Below are 20,187 nucleotides of genomic sequence, written 5' to 3'. Positions count from 1 at the left end.
TCAGGAAAACCACAGATGGCGACAGCAACCCGGACGGCCGACAACCTGGTCGAGGCCCTCAGGCGGTGGGCTTCCGTGCGCTCCGCCCGGAACGCTTACACCTGGGAAGGGGAGAGCGCCGGAGCTGTGCGACTGACGTTCTTTGAAATCGATCGCCTGGCCAGGGCGATCGCCGCCAGGCTGCAGCAGTCGAACTTGCGCGGACGACGGGCGGTGCTGCTCTATCCGCCGGGGCTGGAATTTGTGGCGGCCTTTATGGGGTGCCTGTACGCCGGTGTAACGGCAGTTCCGGCCCACTCCCCGCGGCCGCGCCGCCCGGCGCCGAAGCTCCAGGCCATCCTGGCGGACGCTGGGGTGACGGCGGTGCTGACGACCGCAGCTTCCCTGGCCCGCAGCGATCAGTGGACCACCCAGAATCCCCAACTGGCCGGGTTGCAATGGCTGGCCACCGACAACCTCGGCACCGATCTGGCCGACACCTGGCAGGAGTGCACTTTCTCCAAGGACAGCCTCGCGTTTTTGCAGTACACCTCCGGATCGACAGGCCATCCGAAGGGGGTAATGATCACCCACGGCAACTTGCTGCACAACCAGCGGATGGTCGAAGGCGCCTTCGGGCACAGCGACGAGACGATCTTCGCGGGCTGGCTGCCGCTCTTTCACGACATGGGACTAATCGGCAACGTGCTGCAGCCGCTCCACCTGGGTATCCCCTGTGTCTTGATGTCACCGGTGGATTTTGTGCAGAAGCCGCGCCGCTGGCTCGAAGCGATCACCCGCCACCGCGCCACCACCAGCGGCGGGCCGAACTTTGCCTACGACCTGTGCGTGCGCAAGGTGTCGGCTGAGCAGCGCGAGGGGCTCGATCTGAGCAGTTGGCGCGTGGCCTTCAACGGAGCGGAGCCGGTGCGCGCCCACACCCTCCAGGCGTTTGCTGCCGCCTTCGCCGGGTGTGGATTTCGGGCGAAGGCGTTCTATCCTTGCTACGGCCTGGCGGAGGCCACCCTGTTTGTGACAGGTGGTCTTTTTCAGACCCCCGCCGTCGTGCGCAGCGTCGCCGCCGCCGCCCTTGAGCAAGACAGGGTCGTGCCCGCCGCCGAGGACGATCCCGGCAGCCGCCTGCTGGTGGGTTGCGGACGACCCTGGTTGGGGCAGGAGGTGGTGATCGCCGATCCGACGAATTTGACGCTCTGCCCCCCCGCGCAGGTGGGTGAAATCTGGGTTGCAGGGCCGAGTGTCGCCCGGGGCTACTGGAACCGGCCCGCCGAAACCGCAGCGACTTTCGGCGCCCGTCTGGCCGGCACGGGTGCCGGGCCATTCCTGCGCACGGGCGATCTCGGGTTTATCGAGGGCGGGGAGTTGTTCGTCACCGGCCGCCTCAAGGACTTGATCATCATTCGGGGGGCGAACCATTACCCCCAGGACATCGAAGCATCGGTGGAAAATTGTCACCGGGCCTTGCGCCCGGGCTGTGGGGCGGCTTTTGCCGTCGAATTCGACGGCGAAGAACGGCTGGTGGTCGTCCAGGAACTCGAACGACAGCTTCCCCAAGCGCTGGATTTCGAAGAAGTGCTCAGCAGTATCCGCCAGGCGGTGGCGGCCCGCCACGGGCTGCACGTCGATACGGCCGCGCTGATCAAAACCGGCTCCATCCCCAAGACCTCCAGCGGCAAAATCCAGCGCCGCACCTGCCGTAGCCAGTTTCTCGACGGGACGCTGCCGGTGCTCTACGCCGGGGGCAGAAGCCCGATGCCGCCTGCGGGGCGCCCGAGTGTCTGAACATTTCACAGGAAGCCGAACGATGTCATCGCCCTTCGAGCGCGCCATGCAGAGCAATCCGCCTGCCAGTCCGCTCCCCTGGCAAAAGACGATCATCAAAAGCACCGCCGCCGTGCGCAACGCCCAGCGGATGCACGCGCTGGCCATTCTGTCGCTGCCTGCCGTCGCCACGGCGGCGGCGGCGGCAATCGCCCTGCGCTCGGGCCTTGGGCTCTTGGAATTGGGGCTGTTTTTGGGGATGTACACCCTGACGATGGTGGGGGGGATCACCGTCGGCTTCCACCGGCATTTCACCCACTGCGCCTTTCAGGCGCACCCTGTCATCCGCGTACTGCTCGCCGTCCTCGGTTCGATGGCCTGCGAAGGTCCGCTCATCTATTGGGTCAGCAACCACCGGCGGCACCACCAGTACAGCGATCGCCCGGGTGACGTGCACTCGCCCTACATCAGGGCGCAAACGCCGTTGGGCGGCCTGCGGGGATTCTGGCACGCCCACATCGGCTGGACGTTCGATCACGACCTGACCAACGCCACCATCTTCGCGCGCGATCTGATCCGCGATCCGCTCATCGCCCGCGTCAGCAGGCTCTACTACCTGTGGGCGGCCCTGGGGTTGCTCCTCCCGGCGCTGCTCGGAGCCTGGTGGACCCGGGATACAAACGGTGCGCTGCTTGGCTTGCTCTGGGGGGGTGGGGTGCGGTTGTTTTGTTCCTATCACTTCACCAACAGCATCAACTCGGTGACGCATCTGTTCGGCAGCCGGCCCTTCGAGACCGGCGAGCGCAGCACCAACAACCCCTGGTTGGCGCTGCCGACCGGCGGGGAGTCCTGGCACAACAACCACCACGCCTTTCCCAACTCGGCGGTATTCGGGCTCCAACCGTGGCAACCCGACCCCGGAGCCTGGCTGATTCGCTTGCTCGAAAAGCTGGGTCTCGCCCGAGAAGTCAAGGTGCCTTCCCAGGCGCTGATCGCCGCCAAGGCGGTGCGCCCACAGCCAACCCGTTCGCACGCAGGTTAACCCTATGGACGCAAAGCCGATCTTCTCGCAGGCGACGAGCAAAGGCCCGCGCAAGACCCTCGACAGTGCCCGCTTGAAAAACCACCAGCGGCTGCACGCCGTCGCGGTCAGTTCGCTGTCGCTGCTGGGCTGTCTGGCGGCCCTGGCGTTGGTTTGCCTGGGCCGACCGCCGGGCGCTGTAGAAGTCGGGCTTTTTCTGGGCGGGTTCCTCTGCACCGGCTTCGGGGTGAACATCGGTCTGCACCGGCACTTTACCCACCGCAGCTTCCAGGCCGTTACGCCTGTGCGGGTGGCGCTTGCGATCCTCGGTTCGATGGCGGCCCAGGGGCCTGTAATCTTCTGGGTGGCCCTGCACCGCTTGCACCACGAGTTCAGCGACCAACCGGGGGACATCCATTCCCCCCACTTTCACGGCGAGGGGTGGTGGGGAAGCGTGCGGGGGCTCTGGCACGCCCACGTCGGCTGGACGTTCGACCATGCCGTTCCAAACGCCGCCTACTATGCCGGTGACCTGCTGCGGGACAGAGCGATCGCGCCCATCAGCCGGACTTATTTTTTCTGGGTGTTTCTCGGCCTGCTGATTGCGGCGGTGTTGGGCGGTGTGCTCACCGGGACGTGGATGGGAGTGCTCACCGGCTTTTTGTGGGGTGGACCGGTGCGGATTTTCTGCTGGCACAACATGATCTGGTCGATCACCTCCTGCGCGCACTTTTTTGGTGAACGTCCTTTCGATGCCGATGACCGGAGCACCAACAATTTCTGGTTTGCCATCCCGACTCTGGGCGAGTCCTGGCACAACAACCACCACGCCTTTCCGAACGCAGCGATGGCGGGTCTGGAGTGGTGGCAGATCGATCCTTCCGGCTGGGTTATCCGTGCACTAGAAAAACTGGGCCTGGTCTGGGACGTGAAGATCCCCACCCAAGCGATGCGCCGGGCCAAGGCAAGAGCGATCTGACCTGTCGATACTGTTCTGAACGTAGGTACCTGCATGGAAACACAGCCTCTGTCGAATCCGGCCCGGAAGACGGCCGCTGTCCACCCGCACGAAGCGGAGATTCAGGAGTGGCTGATTGCCTATCTGGCACAGTTGCTCGACATCCGCCCGGACAAAGTCGATATCGCGATCCCCTTCGAGCGCTACGGACTGGATTCCTCCGCTTCGATCGGCATGACGGGCGATCTCGAAGCCTGGCTGGGCTGCGAACTTGATCCGGCCCTGCTGTACGACTACCAGACCATCGAGATCCTGGCCCGCCACCTGGCTGGCCGGGTTTGATGGACACCGGCACCCGGATGGGGGAGCCCATCGCCATCGTCGGGATGGGCTGCCGGTTTCCCGGCGGGGCTGAAAACCCCGAGCGCTTCTGGCAGCTGCTGCGCGACGGGGTCGACGCGATTCGCGATGTGCCCCCCGAACGCTGGAACCTGGCGGATCTGTACGATCCCGCTCCCGGGGCGCCGGGAAAGACCTGCACGCGCCGGGGCGGTTTTCTGGAGCAGGTGGACCGGTTCGACGCCGAATTTTTTGGCATCTCCCCACCCGAGGCGCAGCGGATGGACCCCCAGCAGCGGCTGGTCCTGGAGGTGGCCTGGGAAGCGCTTGAAGATGCCGCCATCGTGCCTGTGGCGCTCGCCGGCAGCCGGACGGGAGTGTTTATCGGCATCTGCCACAGCGACTACGACACGCTCGCCTTTCGCCAGTACTCGGGTATTCACATGCTGGACACCACCGGCACCTCCGACTGCATCGCCGCCAACCGCCTGTCCTACCTGCTGGACCTGCGCGGCCCGAGTCTGGCAATCGACACGGCCTGTTCCTCCTCGCTGGCGGCTTTGCACCTGGCCTGCCAGAGTCTGTGGTTGGCAGAGTCGACCCTGGCGCTGGCGGGCGGCGTGCACCTGAACCTGTCTCCGGAGCGCAGCATCGGCCTCAGTCAGGGGCGGATGCTGGCGACGGACGGCCGCTGCAAGACCTTCGACGCGCAGGCCGACGGCTACGTGCGCGGCGAGGGCTGCGGGGTGCTCGTTCTGAAGCGTCTGAGCGACGCGCTCGCCGATCGAGACCCGATCCGGGCGATTATCCGGGGGACCGCCGTCAACCACAACGGCCGCAGCAACGGCCTGACCGCCCCGAACACCGCCGCGCAGGAGGAAGTGATCCGCCGGGCTCTTGCCCAGGCAGGCGTACAACCGTCGCAGGTGAGCTATGTCGAGACCCACGCGACCGGCACCGCCCTGGGGGATCTTATCGAGTTCAAGGCCCTCAAGGCCGTACTGGGTCAGCGTCAGCAAGGCGATCCACGTTGCTTGCTGGGCTCGCTCAAGACGAACATCGGCCATCTCGAGGCCGCCGCCGGAATCGCCGGGCTCATCAAGGTCACCCTGGCCCTCCAACACCGACAGATTCCACCTTCTTTATCCCCCCAGCGGCTGCATCCTTACATTCGCCTCGACGGCACCCCCTTTGAAATTCCGACCCGGGGACAATCCTGGGAGCCTGGGGGCGAATTGCGCCTGGCCGGGGTGAGCGCCTTCGGCTTCGGCGGCACCAACGCCCACCTCCTCCTGCAAGAAGCCCCCCCCGAACCGCCTGCTCCCCCCAACCACCCGACTATCCCCCACCTGCTCACCCTCACCGCCCGCTCCGATGCCGCCCTGCGCCAACTGGCCGGGCGCTTCGCCAATCACCTGGACGCCGCCCACCCCGCCCACCTGCCGGATATTTGCTTTTCGGCCAACACCGGACGCACACTGTTCGCCTTTCGGCTGGCGCTCGTGGCGGAGCACCCCGCCGAGATGGCGGGCCTGCTGGCAGCTTTTGGCTGTGGCCAAAGACCGCCGGGAGTGCACTTTGGCCACAGCCCGCGGCGGCGGACGGCGGTGGTGGAGGTGGAGGAGGGTGCCTATCCGCGGCCGCAAAGCTCGTTGGCAGAGCGGCGGCGGATGCTGGAGGTGCTGGGTGGGTGGTTCGTAGAAGGCTCGGCGGCGGTGGAGTGGGGGCGGTTGGCGGGGGATGGGCGGATGCGGCGGGTGTCGCTGCCGACTTACCCCTTCGAGCGACAACGCTACTGGATGGAGTCGCCCCCCGCCGCGACGGCGGCAGTCAAAGCATCAGATCAGACGAAGGAGGTTTAAAGGCATGGAAGTGCAGCATCTTGACCGTATCCGGCCTTCCGGCGATTGCCCGACGGCGCCGCAAATCGAAGCCTGGTTGGCTGCCCGCCTGGCCCAGTTTCTGGGCATCGCGGCAGAACGCATCGATAGCACCGTTCCCTTTAGCGACTACGCCCTCGACTCCTCCGTGGCCGTCACCGTCACCACAGAGATGGGCAACTGGCTCGGGCGCGATCTTGAACCCACCCTCTTTTGGGAATTTATCAACATCGAATCGGTCGCCGAACACCTCGGCGCCTGATCAATGCTTGAAAAACCAGTTGCCCCGGCTCACCATCGAGGAGCAGACCATGGATTCTGTCGCCAATCTCAATCAGGATGCGTTCGGCAATACGCTGCCCCAAACAGAAGCACCCTTTAAATTCAATGTTTTCGATCCCGCTTTTCACGAAGATCCCTATCCGTTTTACGACCGTCTGCGCCGCGAGTCTCCCATCTATCGCAACTTTATGGGTGCCTGGGTATTTACCCGCTACAGCGATATCAAATCCATCCTGCGCGACCGGCGCTTTCGCGTCCTCGACAAGCCCGGCTGGATCAAAAACAAAAATCGCTATCTCACACCGGATCAGGGAAACTTCGATGCCCTGGTCCGCTCCAGCAGCAAGTTTTTCTTCTTCCTGGAACCTCCCGATCACGGCCGGTTGCGGGGACTGATCACCAAGGCTTTTAGCGCAAGTTTTGTCGATCGGCTGCGTCCGCACGTCGAGGCGACCCTGGCGGATTTGCTGGGTAAGGTGCGCGAGCAAGGTGCGATGGACATCATGGCCGACTTGGCCTGCCCGCTTCCGGCCATCGTCATTGCCCGGCTCATCGGAGTGCCGGCGGCGGATTATGCCCGGTTGGGGCACCTGTCGGACGAACTGGCGCGCATCTTCGACCCGGTGATTTCCCTGGAAGGCTATCTGCACTTAAATGCGGTGGTCGAGGAATTCGGCAGTTATTTTCTTGATCTTGTCGCCGAGCACAAGCGACAGCCGGGCACGGATCTCATCGACAGTTTGATCGCCGCCCAGGAGGAAGGCAACCGCCTCAGTGAGGAGGAAGTGGTCGCCGTCTGTATGCAGCTGTTTGCCGGGGGTGAAGAGACGACGGTCAATCTCATCGGCAACGGCATGCTCGCCCTGCTGACCCATCCGGAGCAACTGGAACTCCTGCGCAGTAAGCCGGAGATCATCGCCGGCGCGGTCGAGGAGTTGCTGCGCTACGACAGTTCGATTCAACTGGTCGCCCGGGCGGCAATCGAGGATATCGAGATAGAAGGTTGCACGATTGGCGCCGGTGAGCACGTACATCTGTACCTGGGGGCAGCCAACCGCGACCCGGCCCAGTTTTTCGATCCCCACAGCTTGGATCTCACCCGCGTCGACAACCGCCATCTCGCTTTCGGCGACGGCATTCACCATTGCTTCGGCGGTCCGCTGGCGCGTGTGGAAGGTCAGGTCGTCTTTCAAACCCTGGTGCAGCAATTCCCGAAGCTGCGCCTCGCGGAGAGTCGGCGGCCCGAGCGGCGCGAAGGGACGCTCTTGCGTGGGTTGAAGACGTTGCCTGTCACCTTTTGATGGCTGCGGGAGCAAACGGTATGGATAGAGAACCAATCGCCATCGTCGGGATGGGCTGCCGGTTTCCCGGCGGGGTCGACAGCCCCGGCCAATTCTGGCAGCTGCTGTGCGATGGGGCCGATGCAATTAGCGATCTGCCCCCCGCGCGCTGGAATCTGGCGGATCTTGACACACTGGAACCCGGGGCGTCTGAGATGAAGCACGCGCGCCGGGGCGGATTTCTGGAGCAGGTGGACCGGTTCGATGCCGAATTTTTTGGCATCTCCCCGCGGGAGGCCGTCACGATAGATCCGCAGCAGCGTCTGGTCCTGGAGGTGGCCTGGGAAGCGCTCGAAGATGCCTGCCAGATTCCGGGGCGGCTGGCAGGCACTCGCACCGGTGTCTTCGTGGGTCTGTCGAGTTTCGATTATTACGAACTGCTGATGGCGGATGGCCGCAACTTCGATGCCTACTTGGGCACCGGCAACACCAACTGTGTTGCGGCCAATCGCCTTTCCTATGTGCTCGATCTCAAAGGACCGAGTCTGGCGGTCGATGCCGCCTGCTCCTCCTCGCTGGTGGCGGTGCATCTGGCCTGCCAGAGCCTCTGGAACGGCGAGTCCGATCTGTGCGTAGCGGCCGGGGTGCACGTGATGTTGTCCCCCAGGATTACGATGAGCTTCATCAAGGCGGGAATGATGGCGGCGGACGGCCGCTGCAAAACCTTCGACGCCCGTGCGGACGGCTACGTCCGCAGCGAAGGGGCCGGCGCCCTTATCCTGAAGCCGCAATCTTCAGCCCTGGCCGACGGTAACCGGATCTATGCGGTGATTCGAGGGAGCGGGACGAATCATAACGGCCGCAGCAACGGCCTGACCGCTCCCAACCCCCGCGCCCAGGAAAGCCTGCTGCGGCAGGTCTGGCGGCAGGCGGACGTCCTGCCGGGCCAGGTCCAGTACGTCGAAGCCCACGGGACAGGCACCGCCCTCGGGGATGCGATGGAGAGCAAAGCCCTGGGAGCGGTTCTCTGCGAGGGCTATCCCAGCGGGCGCTCCTGCCTGGTCGGTTCAGTCAAGACGAACATCGGCCATCTCGAGGCCGCCGCCGGAATCGCCGGGATTATCAAAGTCGCCCTGGCCCTCCACCACCGGCGAATACCTCCCAATCTGCACTTTGAGCAACCGAATCCGCACATTCCTTTCGAACGCCTGCCCCTGCAGGTCGTGCGGGAGTTGACCCCCTGGGAGCCTGGGGGCGAATTGCGCCTGGCCGGGGTGAGCGCCTTCGGCTTCGGCGGCACCAACGCCCACCTCCTCCTGCAAGAAGCCCCCCCCGAACCGCCTGCTCCCCCCAACCACCCGACTATCCCCCACCTGCTCACCCTCACCGCCCGCTCCGATGCCGCCCTGCGCCAACTGGCCGGGCGCTTCGCCAATCACCTGGACGCCGCCCACCCCGCCCACCTGCCGGATATTTGCTTTTCGGCCAACACCGGACGCACACTGTTCGCCTTTCGGCTGGCGCTCGTGGCGGAGCACCCCGCCGAGATGGCGGGTCTGCTGGCAGCTTTTGGCTGTGGCCAAAGGCCGCCGGGAGTGCATTTCGGCCACAGCCCGCGGCGGCGGACGGCGGTGGTGGAGGTGGAGGAGGGTGCCTATCCGCGGCCGCAAAGCTCGTTGGTAGAGCGGCGGCGGATGCTGGAGGTGCTGGGTGGGTGGTTCGTAGAAGGCTCGGCGGCGGTGGAGTGGGGGCGGTTGGCGGGGGATGGGCGGATGCGGCGGGTGTCGCTGCCGACTTACCCCTTCGAGCGGCAGCGCTACTGGATGGCACCAGAGCAGCAGCCGTTACCGGTGCACCCCACTCCTGCAAAAGTCCCCCAGCCGCCTCATACCCCGCGCGACCGGTTGGCCGCCTACGTTCAGAAGCAGGTGATGGACGTACTGAAGCTGCACTCTGCACAAACCTTCGAGCCCGAACGCTCGTTGAGCGATCTGGGCCTCGACTCGCTGATGCTGGTGGAACTGCGCGACCACTTTACTCGCGATCTGCAGGTCACTTTGTCCCCTGCCCGCCTGCTGCGCAACCCGAGTATCGACGAACTGGTGGAGGAATTGTCGAAACATCTGCGCGAAAAGGCGCCTGCCGCGCAGCCGCAGACACTGCGCGATGCGCCTGTGCAGGAGAGAGCCTGGCTTGCGCACCGCCTGCACCGACCCAAGGCGCGGCTGCGGCTGTTTTGTTTTCATCACCTGGGGGGCGGCGCTTCTGTGTTCCGGCAGTGGGCCGATGCTCTGCCTGCCGACGTGGAAGTCTGCCCCGTGCAATTTCCCGGCCGGGAGGAGCGCATCGCCGAAATGCCGCTCACCAGCTTTTGCGCGGCGATTGAGCTGCTCGTTCAGGTGCTCGAACCTCATCTCGATAGGCCGTTTGCCCTGTACGGCCACAGCATGGGCTCGCTGGTAGGTTTCGAGCTTGCCCATCGGCTTGGGGAGCACCACGGTCTGCAGCCGGAACACCTGTTTGTGGGCGGTCTGTGGGCTCCTCACCTGCACGCGGCCAAAATGGCGCACCAACAAGCATCCCTCTCGACCTTGCTGGAAATCCCGGCGGCGCTGCGCACCGATGCTCAGTTCATGGCCCAGTTGTGGCCTGCTGTGGAAGCGGATAACCACCTATGCCGAAGCTACAGCTACCAGGAGCGCGCCCGTCTGCTGGGCTGTCCGCTCACGGTCTTTGGCGGTCTGCAGGACCGCGTGGCCGGCCGCGAGGAGTTGACGGCCTGGAACCGGCACACCAACGGCATCTTCAGGCTGCAGATGTTTCCTGGAAGACACCTGTTTCTCAACGACAGTCGGGACGCGCTGCTCAAAGTGCTCGCCCGCTCGCTGGCACCGGCCCGCTCAGTTTACTGAACATGCTGTATCTCTATCTCGGCTCGACGATGGAAACCGACCACTTTCCTGCGCCCTCGTCCAAATATCTGCCCGGCGGCAAAGTGCGGGTAACGACCGCCAACGCCCATCTGCAGGCCCGCTACCGGAGCGTGGGCCTGGTGACCCTTGGGATCCCCGCCCTGGGAACCCTGGCGGCCCTGGGCCTGCTGGCCTTCCAGCCGCTTCGGCTTCTGGATGTCGCATTGCTGCTGGGGATGTACGTCCTGACGGTGTTCGGCCTGGAAGTCGGCTATCATCGCCACTTCGCCCACGGCGCCTTCAAGGCGAGTCCACCGGTGCGGGTCACCCTGGCGGTTCTGGGTGGGATGGCCGCCTCCGGACCGCTCATCTACTGGGCTGCCACCCACCGCCTCCACCACCATTTCCCGGACGAGCCCGGCGATCCCCATTCGCCCTACCTCAAAGCCGACCGGCCGCTTGAGCGGCTGCCGGGCCTCTGGCACGCCCACACCGGCTGGATGCTCGACAGCGAAATTACCAACTGCGCACTTCTGGCCCGAGATCTGCTGCGCGATCTCAATGTCAGCCGCCTCAACCGCCGGTACTACCTCTGGGTGCTGCTCGGGCTGTTGCTCCCCGCCCTCGTGGGAGGACTGGCAAGCGCGACCTGGATGGGAGCCCTGCAGGGGCTGCTGTGGGGTGGGATGGTCCGCATCTTCCTGGTCCACCAGCTCTACATCGGCGCCCTCAACTCCGTCTGCCACCTGCTGGGTGATCGCCCTTTCGCCACCGGAGATTTGAGCACCAACAACGCCTGGCTCGCTCTTCCTACCCTGGGTGAGTCCTGGCACAACAACCACCACGCCTTTTGCAGCTCGGCTGTGACCGGTCTGGAGTGGTGGCAGATCGACCCGAGCGGCTGGTGCATTCGGCTGCTCGCTGCTGTCGGCCTGGTCTGGGAGGTAAAGATTCCGAACCAAGCAACGATCGCCGCCAGGAGGCAAGTCCGATGAATACCGCTGCGACGGCCCAGGCTTGCGCCTCGGCGCAGGCCATTCAATACCACTACGACCTGGGAAACGAATTTTACCGGCTGTGGCTCGACAGCAGCATGACCTATTCCTGCGGTCTTTGGGAAGCAGACGGCACGCTGGAGGAGGCCCAGGCCCGCAAGATCGACCATCACATCCGCGAAGCCCGGGCCGCGGGGGGCGGCCGGGTCCTGGACATCGGCTGCGGCTGGGGGGGAACACTGCGGTCGCTGGTCGGGGCGCACGGTGTCACCCGGGCCGTCGGACTCACCCTGAGCCAAACCCAGGCCACCTGGATCGCCGCTTTTGGCCATCCCCGCATCGAAGTCCGGCTCGAAAGCTGGCAGGACCATGCGCCGGCAGAACCTTACGACGCGATCATCTCCGTGGGCGCTTTCGAGCACTTCGCCAGACCGGAGCTCACCGGTGCGCAAAAAGTGCAAGTCTACCGCGAGTTTTTCGAACGTTGCCACGGTTGGCTGCCGCCCGGCGGGCGGCTTTCGCTGCAGACGATCGCCTACGGCAACGTCCCCAAGCAGCAGATGCATCCATTTTTCTCCAGCGAGATCTTCCCCGAATCGGACTTGCCGACCCTGACGGAGATCGCCCAAGCGAGCGCGCGCACGTTCGAAGTGATCGCTTTGCGCAACGACGCGGAGGATTACCGGCTCACCTGCCAAAGCTGGCTGACGCGCTTGAAATCGCACCGGGCGCAGGCCGTGGCCCTGGTCGGGGAGGCGGCGGTCAGCCGATACGAGAAGTATCTGGCGCTGTTTGTGCTCAGCTTTCGCACCAGGGCTATGCACCTGCTGCGCATCACCCTGCGCCGCAACGACCGGCTTTTTGACCAGCAAGGCGACCACCAGACGACGCACGGGCAGAGTTCAGATACCAGGGCAAGGTCGGCGGCCTCTCCCGGCATGAAGGGGGAAGGTTTCTACGACGCACACTCTGACTCTCAAAAGCTCGCTCTAGTCTCGGCGCAGGCGCTGATTGCCGGAGCGGTCCGCCGCATCCCGCCGCTTACGGACAGCCGACCGTTTACGATCGTCGATTACGGCTGCTCCGAAGGCCGGAACTCCCTGATGGCCGTCCAGTGGGCTCTCGATGCCCTTGCCGGCCAAGAAGATCTCCAACCGACCATTTGTGTTGTCCACAACGACCTGCCCACCAACAATTTCAACGGGTTGTTCCGCAACCTGGGCTCAACCGGGTGCTGCCTGGAGACGGCCAACGGGTGTCCAATCTATGTCTTCGCCGCCGGCCGTTCGTTCTACCGCCAGATCCTCCCCAGCGGCTCAGCCAGTTTCGGCCTCTCGTCGACCGCTTTGCACTGGTTAAGCCGTCCGCCTGTTGTGCACTTTCCGGAGCACACCTACTCCGGATGGGCCAGGGGGTCGGTGCGCGAAGCTTTCGCCGCACAATCCCGACAGGATCTGACCACTTTTTTGTCCTGCCGAGCTCAAGAAACCCGGCCCGGCGGACGGCTGGTGCTGTTGATGCTCGGGCGGGCGGATGCCGGTGAATTGGCAGGGATCGACGGCGAGAAAATCAGTGGGTTGATGACGACCGAACTGATGAACCAGGTGCTCATCGAAATGGTGGAAGACGGCACCCTCGATCGCCAGGAATACCACGACTTTTTCTATCCCACCTACTGCCCGTCTCTGGCGGAGGTGCTTGCCCCGCTCCAGGAACCCGGCTCGCCGTTGGTAGAGCAATTTACCGTCGAGCATGCCGAGGTGCAGGCTCTGCCCTGTCCTCTCTACACCCGCTACCGGCAGAGCGGCAATCTCCAGGAGTACGCGCAGGCGTACACGGCCTTCATCCGGGCATTCAGCGAACCGCTGTTTGCCCAAACCCTTTTTCGCGGCCGAGCGCGCTTGCTGGAGAATTACTACGCCGGAGTACACAGCCGCATCGCCCGCAGTCCGCAAGCGTTTGTCCACGAACAAGTGCAGTTGCAGCTTGTCCTGGCCAGAAATTGATCCGGCCCGTCTTCTTACCCATCAGGATATCCTCCACCATGTCAGAGCCTGCCGAGCAGCCCGAGTCCGTCAAGGGCTGGACCCGTTTGACCCGACGGCGAGACGTTCTTGACGATCCGTACATTCATCGCTATCAGAGGCGGCATTTCTTTTTCTTCGATATTCTGCCTGCGATCGGGACCGTGGCGGCGGTGGCACTGTCGTGGGTCTGGCCCCCCGGCCCCATCGAGGGGAGTTTGTTGCTGGGTCTGTGGCTGGTGACCGGCTTCGGCGTCACCGTCGGCTACCATCGTCTGTTTACCCACCGCTCCTTCAGCGCGGCCCCCTGGGTCCAGGCGCTGCTGGCCGTCTCCGGCTCGATGGCCGGCCAGGGCTCGGTCATCTCCTGGGTGGCGCTGCACCGGCGCCACCACGAATTGAGCGACCAGCCCGGCGATCCCCATTCGCCCAACCTGCACGGTCAAGATCCAGTCGGCCGCCTGCGCGGTCTGCTGCACGCCCATCTGCTGTGGATGCGGCAGCACGAGTATCCCAACGTCGTGTGCTATGCCTCAGATTTGTTGCGCGACCGGTCGTTGCTGCAGGTCAACGGTCTGTACCTCTGGTGGGTGCTGCTGGGCCTCGCTATCCCCGCGCTGGTGGGCTGGTGGCTCCACGGCCATGTTGCCGGGCTGCTGCTCGGATTTCTCTGGGGTGGGGCGGTGCGCATGTTTGTCCTGGGCAATATCATCTGGTCAATCAATTCTTTTTTGCACAGCTTCGGCCCCCGGCTTTTTGCGACGCGCGAGCACAGCCGCAACAGCGGCTGGTTGGCCCTGGCGAGCTTTGGCGAATCCTGGCACAACAACCACCACGCCTTTCCCACCTCCGCTTCCTTCGGCCTGGACTGGTACCGGCTCGATCCCGGCTACTGGCTCATCTGGCTTTTGGCGCGACTGGGGTTGGCCTGGGATGTGAAGGTGCCCTCCGAGGAGCAAATCCGGCTGAAGCGGGCTTGATCGACAGCTTGCAACGACTACAGACAAGGAGTTTTGCCATGACGGACATCCCCGTTTCTCAATCTGCCATCGCCGAGTGGATGAAAGCCTATATCGGCGATTTTCTGAATGTGGACGCCCAGCAAGTGGACGTTCAAACCGATTTTGAACGCTTCGGCCTCGATTCGGCCATCGTCGTTTCGCTAATTAGCGAACTGGAGGAATGGCTGGAGCTGGAGCTGTCGCCGGCGCTGCTGTTTGAGTATCCGACGATCGACTCTATGGCTGAACATCTTTACCACCAGAAACGGCAGGCAGCCTTGACCCAACCGGTGCAGCCGTGAGTGTGCTGCGCGGTCCAAACCGCGGCGGTTCACCTGAAGCCATTCGCCACCATTACGACCTGAGCAATGCCTTCTACAGCCTCTGGCTGGACGAATCGATGACCTACTCCTGCGCCCTGTGGGAAGCCGAAGCCCCCGAGGCGCCTTTGGCTGTTGCCCAACAGCGAAAGCTCGACTTCCACCTGCGCGCCGCCCGGGCGACGGGCGCCGCCCGGGCGCTCGATATCGGCTGCGGTTGGGGAGCGCTGCTCAGACGGATGAGGGAGGACTTTGGCGTCGCCCAGGCCGTCGGGTTGACGCTGAGCGAAGCGCAAGCCGAACATGTCCGCTCCCTGGGGCTCAGCGGCGTCGAGGTGCGTACCGAAAGCTGGACGGCGCATACCCCGGCTGCCACCTACGACGCCATCGTCTCGATCGGCGCTTTTGAGCATTTTGCCCAACCGGAGCAAGCGAGCGACCAGAAAATCGAGATCTACCGCGCTTTTTTCGAGCGCTGCTGCCGGTGGCTTGCCGGTTCGGGGCGATTGTCTTTGCAGACGATCGCCTACGGAACGCTGCGCCCGGAGGCGGCGAGCCGCTTTATTCAAACCGAAATCTTTCCCGATTCGGAATTGCCGCATCTGGGCGAAATCGTCGCCGCCTGCGAAGGTCTGTTTGAGATTGTCCTGTTGCGCAACGACCGGCTGGACTATGCCCGCACCTGCGAGGCGTGGCTTGCCCGCCTGCGTGCCCGGCGGGGCGAGGCCCTCACTCTGGTGGGAGAGGCGGCGGTCGAGCGCTACGAACGCTATTTAAAAATGTCGTCGGTCGGCTTTCGCATGGGCAAAATCGGCCTGTTGCGCCTGGTGCTCGAACCGATCCGTTCGCGCTGGCACCGTGCGTCATGAGTGCCCTGCCACCGCCCCGGTTCAATCCTTTCGATTCTGAGTTTCGCCAAGACCCCTACCGCGTCTACGCGCATCTGCGGGTGGCCGCTCCTATCCACCGCAGCCTGGGGATGTGGGTGCTGACGCGTTATGCCGATGTCCTGGCGGTGCTCAAAGATCCGCACTTCAGTTCCAGCCAGATTCCGCTGGCGGTCCGGCAGCGCAGCGAGAGACCAGACCAGGCCCAGAGTCATCCCCTGGCTCGGCTTGCCGCCAAATCGATCGTCTTTACCGACGAACCCGACCACACCCGCCTGCGCCATCTGGTCGTCAGGGCGATCAAGCGCCGAACGCCCGAGCAGGAGCAGGCCCATCTCACCCGCATCGCCTCCGCGCTGCTGGAGCGCGTCGGTCCCAAAGGCCGCATGGATGCGGTCGCCGATTACGCGGAGCGCTTGCCGCTGCAGTTTATGGCCGAGTCGATGGCGTTGCCGCCGGACAGCTGGCAGACCGTCCGCGACTGGACCCACCAGTTGCGCTATCTGCTGGAGCCGGGGCTGATGGGCAGGGGAGACTTTGAGCGGGTTCAGGCGGTGCTGGATGAGGTGATCGCTTTTTTTGAGGACATGCTGGCTGTGCGGCGTCAGCAGCCCGGCGACGATCTGATCAGCGCCCTGGATGCCGCTCACCGTGAAGCGCAGGCGGATCGGCTGAGCGACGAAGAAATCGTCTACTGCTGCATCATGATGTTCGTGGCAGGCCACGAAACCACCCGCAGTTTGATCGCAAGCGGCTTACTCGCCCTGCTGCAGCATCCCGAGCAACTGGCCTATCTACGAATGCACCCCGAGCGGATGGGTGCCGCCGTCACCGAAATGCTGCGCTACGAAAGCCCTCTGCAGCAGACCAAGCGCCGGGCGACCGCCGCTGTCGCCGTCGGCGGCCGGACCATTCAGCCGCAGGAGCAGGTTCTGTTGTGCCTGGGGGCGGCCAATCGCGATCCTGCCCGCTTCGAGCAACCGGACCGCTTCGATATCACCCGCACCGACAATGGACATCTTGCTTTCGGGCAAGGCATGCACCACTGTCTGGGTGCCGCTCTAGCTCAAATGGAAGCGCAGGTGGCTTTGCGCGTGTTGCTGGAGCGTTTTGCCAACCTGACGTTACAGGATACCCCCGAGTGGTTGGAGCACAGCTTCATCCTGCGGGGACTGAAGACACTTCCCGTGCAATGGGACCGATGAATTTACCGAACAATCATCTCGGCAGTGCACCGTATTTTGCGGCGGCGGAGTGGTTCCGCTGGTGTACACCCAACCCGGGCGCACGGCTGCGTTTATTCTGTTTTCCCCACGCGGGCTGCGGCGCGTCGGTCTACCGCGAATGGCGCACAGGGCTGCCGGAGGCGATCGAAGTGCGGCCCTGCCAGTTGCCCGGCCGCGAAAATCTGACCCGCTTGCCGATGCCTCTGCGCTTGCCCGAATTGATCGACGCATTGGTCTCAGTTCTTGTACCGCACCTTGATCGTCCTTTTGCCTTCTTTGGGCACAGCATGGGAGCCCTGGTCAGTTTCGAGCTGGCGCGGCAGTTGCGGCGGCAACATCTGCCGCTGCCGGTCTGTTTGCTGGTGGCCAGCCGCCGAGCGCCGCAGCTGACCTCCCCGATGCCCGCCAGCGATTTGCTGTCGGAGGAGGCACTACTTGCCTGGGTGCGCAAAGTCGGCGGTACCCCCGAAGCCCTGCTGGCCCACCCGAAGTGGCGGGAGCACTACCTGGGCATTTTGCGGGCCGATTTGCGATTGACTGAGCACTATCTCTACCGGCCGGAACCGCCGCTAGGTTGTCCGGTATTCGCCTACGGCGGAACGCACGACACGGTGGTCACCCACCCACAGCTTGCGGCCTGGCGCGAACAGACCGCAAGCGCCTTTACTCTGCAGATGCTCCCGGGGGGCCATATTTTTGACCCGCCCATGGTGCAGCAGCAGCTTGCCAGTATGGCCGACCGCCTCGGCTCTTTTTTGATCTGAAGTAACGTCAGCTCGGGTGCAACTGCTCCTGCTCAGCGCTTTGCAGCCGTAATTTTAAGGATGAATACTCCCGTCGGGCATCGTCGCCCTGCCCAGCAGCACTCCCTCCAGATTCGCCCCTTCCAGATTCGCCCCTTCTAGATTCGCTCCCTGGCAGTTCGCACTGTCGAGGTTCGCCCCGCGCAGGTCCGCCCCGCGCAAATCGGCACTGACCAGCACAGCTTCAATCAGGTTCGCCTTGGAGAGGTTGGCTTCGCGCAAATCGGTATCGCACAGGTTGGCATCAAACAGGTTGGCCTCTTGGCAATCCGCCCCCCTGAGGTTCACTCCCCGCAAATTGGTACTGACAAAACGTGCCTCGCATAGATTTGCCCCCTGCAGATTCGCTTCCTGCAGTTCTGCTTCGTCCAAGCAAGTCTCTGTAAGATCAGCCCCCGTCAGGTTGGCCCGTTGCAAATGCACCCCCGTCAGCCGGGTCCAGGAAAGATCCGCTCCCAGCAGTTGGCGACCGGTGACCGGCGGCAGGTTGACCAGTTCCCACACCGTCCGCCATTTGATGTCCACCTGCGTCGTATCGTCGATGAGTAGGCCCCTCAAACTCGTGAAAGTAAACGTCGCCCCGCTTAAGTTTGCCCCGCGCAGGTCCGCTCCTTTGAGGAACGCACGGATGAAATGAGCACCCGGCAACTCCACGTTGCGCAAGTCTTCTTTTTCTAGATCGGCCAAAATGAAATAGCGCTCACCCCGAGCGTAGCGCTCCAGCAACTCCTGGGCGTTGTGCACCGTTTGCTTGTCCTGGGCGGCGACGTCTCGGTCGTGCTGCCAAGCTTTATACAAGTCTCGAAAGATGTCCCTGAAATAGTCGACAATAAACATCCCTCTACGCCTCCTTGGCTAGGGTTGTGGCCGTGGAGAGCCTGTAGCTCGTTCTGCTGCGCTCTGCCCCAGTGCTGAACCGCCCAAATACCCCATCGCTCCCCCTGCCAGACCGCCCACCGCTCCCCCGACGATCGTACCGACACCGGGCAGTATAGTGGTGCCGAGGGTGGCACCGAGACCTCCCCCCACTTGTGCCGCCGCCCAGCCGCCTGCCCACCCGCCTGTTATGCGGGCTCCTTCGACGACGGCAGGGTCCCACTCACCGCTGTGCAAACCGGTGTGGATTGCACTGCCCATCGCCCAAGCATCGAGAAACACCCCACCCACCAGTGCCGCCCGGCCGAGCGGTTTCGCCTTCTCCAAAGTGCGACCGAGGATTTCCGGGAAGGTCCCAGTTTTGATTTCCGTATGATTTTCAATGCCGAAAGCTGTCCAAGCACCGCCCTGGTTCCAATGCCAGCCGACTTTGTACATTTTCTTTCCAGTCGCCGGGTCTATGTTATTTTGCCTGGTGATTGGATCTTTGGGCGGAAAGGGCCCAAAGTCCAACCGCAGACCTTTCCACTGGGTCGGATGGCCGGTCAAAGAATCTATCCGGTTGATGTAGACCTGGCCGGTCGGCTTCGGAAAACCGGAGATGTCCCGAAACGACAGGTTGAAGTTTTTGGGTTTGCCCTGCGGTTCCTCAAACTGCTTCCAAATCGGGTAGGTCAGCTCCTGCACCAAACCCAGGCCCGTCAGACCCGCTTTGCCCACATCAGTGAGCCACTCAGGGACTGACTCCGCTTCAGGGCCGGGCGACTCCTCGCCACCCACTCCTTCCACCTCGACCCTCAGTTGAGCCTGCAACACTCGCGCCTTCTCAAAACCACTGCCTTCCTGCACGTCGAGCGGTGCGCTGTCGGCTGCCCAATCTTCCTGACTTTCCCCATCGCTCTTCTCGGTGGCCGCCCACACGGACAACGCCTCCCAGTTCACCCAGTCGTCACTACCGGCGACAGTCTCGTTATCGTTGTCGATGCCTAAGGATGCCTCCGACACTTCGCTATCCGCGAAAGTGTCGCCAGTCGGCGCCTCTGCCTCTGCGGCGACGGCATCTTGAGAAGGATTTTGCGATGCCCCCTCCCAGGACACAGTGTTCGCTTCCCAGGTGCTTGCAACCACGGTGGCATTATCAGTGAAGGGCTCGCCGCCGTCCGCATTCGCCCAAAAATCGGCAATGTCATCGCCAGTCGCAAAGGCTGCTGCTCCCTCAGCCAAGGCATCGGCCGCCGGATCCGCAAAAGGTGGCTCAGCCTGGTGCGGCGCGCTCCACTGATCAGGGATGCTCTGGCAGTCATCCCAGCCCTGGCTGCTCCATGGCTGCGGATTGGGCATGGTGCCGAAAAAAGCAGCGGCGTCGCTGGCTTGGTCGGCGCTGTCCGCTTGGAGGCTATAAGCGCTCACGCCGCCAAAAGCATCCTCCCCCTGGGCGTCGCCGGGGCCGATAGCGGCTGCCAATAGCCCGGTATCGCCCGTGTCCGGTTCCTCTGGCGGATAGGAGTTCTCAAACCCTGCCGATTCTTCGAGGCTGGCATCATCCTGTCCATTGGTATGGATGTCCACAGTTCAAGCAAAGCAAGAATTGTCAGCATATTAACAGAAAATTTCTCAGTCGGCAA

Annotated in this window: 17 protein-coding genes; 15 read left to right on the top strand and 2 right to left on the bottom strand. The window is 63.6% G+C overall.

Annotated features, from left to right (window positions below; genetic code table 11):
• Positions 1-15 precede the first annotated feature (15 nt).
• Genes GLL_RS10080 through GLL_RS10010 form a run of 15 tightly spaced genes read left to right on the top strand, consistent with a single transcriptional unit; the run spans position 16 to position 17,647 of the window.
• Positions 16-1,779, top strand: a complete 1,764-nt coding sequence (locus tag GLL_RS10080) for a fatty acyl-AMP ligase (RefSeq protein WP_164928895.1) — start codon at positions 16-18, stop codon at positions 1,777-1,779.
• Between the two features lie 22 nt (positions 1,780-1,801).
• Positions 1,802-2,800 (top strand): acyl-CoA desaturase, encoded by a 999-nt coding sequence (locus tag GLL_RS10075; protein WP_011141945.1) that lies wholly within the window; start codon positions 1,802-1,804, stop codon positions 2,798-2,800.
• A 4-nt stretch (positions 2,801-2,804) separates the two neighbouring features.
• Complete coding sequence (locus GLL_RS10070; RefSeq protein ID WP_011141944.1) at positions 2,805-3,758, top strand: acyl-CoA desaturase; 954 nt, start codon at positions 2,805-2,807, stop codon at positions 3,756-3,758.
• Between the two features lie 33 nt (positions 3,759-3,791).
• A complete protein-coding gene (locus GLL_RS10065) occupies positions 3,792-4,079 on the top strand; it encodes an acyl carrier protein (protein ID WP_011141943.1) in 288 nt (95 codons plus the stop codon).
• Positions 4,079-5,938 (top strand): type I polyketide synthase, encoded by a 1,860-nt coding sequence (locus tag GLL_RS10060; protein WP_011141942.1) that lies wholly within the window; start codon positions 4,079-4,081, stop codon positions 5,936-5,938. Before GLL_RS10065 ends, GLL_RS10060 begins: the two co-directional genes overlap by 1 nt.
• A gap of 4 nt (positions 5,939-5,942) precedes the next feature.
• The gene (locus tag GLL_RS10055; RefSeq protein ID WP_011141941.1) at positions 5,943-6,218 is read left to right on the top strand and encodes an acyl carrier protein; all 276 of its coding nucleotides are present in this window, start codon (positions 5,943-5,945) and stop codon (positions 6,216-6,218) included.
• Positions 6,219-6,267: 49 nt separating this feature from the next.
• Entirely contained in the window at positions 6,268-7,539 is a 1,272-nt protein-coding gene (locus GLL_RS10050; RefSeq protein WP_011141940.1) for a cytochrome P450, read from the top strand.
• Positions 7,540-7,559: 20 nt separating this feature from the next.
• Entirely contained in the window at positions 7,560-10,430 is a 2,871-nt protein-coding gene (locus GLL_RS10045; RefSeq protein WP_164928894.1) for a beta-ketoacyl synthase N-terminal-like domain-containing protein, read from the top strand.
• A gap of 2 nt (positions 10,431-10,432) precedes the next feature.
• Positions 10,433-11,425, top strand: coding sequence for an acyl-CoA desaturase (locus tag GLL_RS10040; RefSeq protein WP_011141938.1), 993 nt, complete (start codon positions 10,433-10,435; stop codon positions 11,423-11,425).
• Entirely contained in the window at positions 11,422-13,431 is a 2,010-nt protein-coding gene (locus GLL_RS10035) for a class I SAM-dependent methyltransferase (protein ID WP_011141937.1), read from the top strand. Before GLL_RS10040 ends, GLL_RS10035 begins: the two co-directional genes overlap by 4 nt.
• A gap of 38 nt (positions 13,432-13,469) precedes the next feature.
• Positions 13,470-14,429, top strand: a complete 960-nt coding sequence (locus GLL_RS10030; protein ID WP_011141936.1) for an acyl-CoA desaturase — start codon at positions 13,470-13,472, stop codon at positions 14,427-14,429.
• Between the two features lie 38 nt (positions 14,430-14,467).
• Positions 14,468-14,752, top strand: coding sequence for an acyl carrier protein (locus GLL_RS10025; RefSeq protein ID WP_011141935.1), 285 nt, complete (start codon positions 14,468-14,470; stop codon positions 14,750-14,752).
• Positions 14,749-15,639, top strand: a complete 891-nt coding sequence (locus GLL_RS10020) for an SAM-dependent methyltransferase (RefSeq protein WP_011141934.1) — start codon at positions 14,749-14,751, stop codon at positions 15,637-15,639. Before GLL_RS10025 ends, GLL_RS10020 begins: the two co-directional genes overlap by 4 nt.
• Complete coding sequence (locus tag GLL_RS10015; RefSeq protein WP_011141933.1) at positions 15,636-16,862, top strand: cytochrome P450; 1,227 nt, start codon at positions 15,636-15,638, stop codon at positions 16,860-16,862. The genes GLL_RS10020 and GLL_RS10015 overlap by 4 nt, the downstream gene beginning before the upstream one ends.
• Positions 16,859-17,647: a thioesterase II family protein gene (locus GLL_RS10010; protein ID WP_011141932.1), complete on the top strand. Its 789-nt coding sequence runs from the start codon at positions 16,859-16,861 to the stop codon at positions 17,645-17,647. Before GLL_RS10015 ends, GLL_RS10010 begins: the two co-directional genes overlap by 4 nt.
• Positions 17,648-17,701: 54 nt before the next feature.
• Here GLL_RS10010 and GLL_RS10005 read toward each other — a convergent pair whose 3' ends face one another.
• Both GLL_RS10005 and GLL_RS10000 read right to left on the bottom strand, forming a co-directional pair.
• The gene (locus GLL_RS10005; protein ID WP_011141931.1) at positions 17,702-18,523 is read right to left on the bottom strand and encodes a pentapeptide repeat-containing protein; all 822 of its coding nucleotides are present in this window, start codon (positions 18,521-18,523) and stop codon (positions 17,702-17,704) included.
• Positions 18,524-18,541: 18 nt separating this feature from the next.
• Positions 18,542-20,131 (bottom strand): hypothetical protein, encoded by a 1,590-nt coding sequence (locus GLL_RS10000; protein ID WP_011141930.1) that lies wholly within the window; start codon positions 20,129-20,131, stop codon positions 18,542-18,544.
• Between the last annotated feature and the right edge of the window lie 56 nt (positions 20,132-20,187).

Source organism: Gloeobacter violaceus PCC 7421, assembly GCF_000011385.1.
Taxonomy (GTDB): domain Bacteria; phylum Cyanobacteriota; class Cyanobacteriia; order Gloeobacterales; family Gloeobacteraceae; genus Gloeobacter; species Gloeobacter violaceus.
The sequence above is the reverse complement of the archived record's forward strand: the minus strand, read 5'-3'. Positions and strand labels throughout refer to the sequence as shown.

What these genes read in the sequence shown, in the direction of transcription:
- GLL_RS10005 (WP_011141931.1), bottom strand. Translation starts at nt 18,523, where the DNA reads ATGTTTATTGTCGACTATTTCAGGGACATCTTTCGAGACTTGTATAAA.
- GLL_RS10050 (WP_011141940.1), top strand. Translation starts at nt 6,268, where the DNA reads ATGGATTCTGTCGCCAATCTCAATCAGGATGCGTTCGGCAATACGCTG.
- GLL_RS10015 (WP_011141933.1), top strand. Translation starts at nt 15,636, where the DNA reads ATGAGTGCCCTGCCACCGCCCCGGTTCAATCCTTTCGATTCTGAGTTT.
- GLL_RS10035 (WP_011141937.1), top strand. Translation starts at nt 11,422, where the DNA reads ATGAATACCGCTGCGACGGCCCAGGCTTGCGCCTCGGCGCAGGCCATT.
- GLL_RS10030 (WP_011141936.1), top strand. Translation starts at nt 13,470, where the DNA reads ATGTCAGAGCCTGCCGAGCAGCCCGAGTCCGTCAAGGGCTGGACCCGT.
- GLL_RS10065 (WP_011141943.1), top strand. Translation starts at nt 3,792, where the DNA reads ATGGAAACACAGCCTCTGTCGAATCCGGCCCGGAAGACGGCCGCTGTC.
- GLL_RS10080 (WP_164928895.1), top strand. Translation starts at nt 16, where the DNA reads ATGGCGACAGCAACCCGGACGGCCGACAACCTGGTCGAGGCCCTCAGG.
- GLL_RS10010 (WP_011141932.1), top strand. Translation starts at nt 16,859, where the DNA reads ATGAATTTACCGAACAATCATCTCGGCAGTGCACCGTATTTTGCGGCG.
- GLL_RS10025 (WP_011141935.1), top strand. Translation starts at nt 14,468, where the DNA reads ATGACGGACATCCCCGTTTCTCAATCTGCCATCGCCGAGTGGATGAAA.
- GLL_RS10055 (WP_011141941.1), top strand. Translation starts at nt 5,943, where the DNA reads ATGGAAGTGCAGCATCTTGACCGTATCCGGCCTTCCGGCGATTGCCCG.
- GLL_RS10040 (WP_011141938.1), top strand. Translation starts at nt 10,433, where the DNA reads ATGCTGTATCTCTATCTCGGCTCGACGATGGAAACCGACCACTTTCCT.
- GLL_RS10075 (WP_011141945.1), top strand. Translation starts at nt 1,802, where the DNA reads ATGTCATCGCCCTTCGAGCGCGCCATGCAGAGCAATCCGCCTGCCAGT.
- GLL_RS10045 (WP_164928894.1), top strand. Translation starts at nt 7,560, where the DNA reads ATGGATAGAGAACCAATCGCCATCGTCGGGATGGGCTGCCGGTTTCCC.
- GLL_RS10060 (WP_011141942.1), top strand. Translation starts at nt 4,079, where the DNA reads ATGGACACCGGCACCCGGATGGGGGAGCCCATCGCCATCGTCGGGATG.
- GLL_RS10070 (WP_011141944.1), top strand. Translation starts at nt 2,805, where the DNA reads ATGGACGCAAAGCCGATCTTCTCGCAGGCGACGAGCAAAGGCCCGCGC.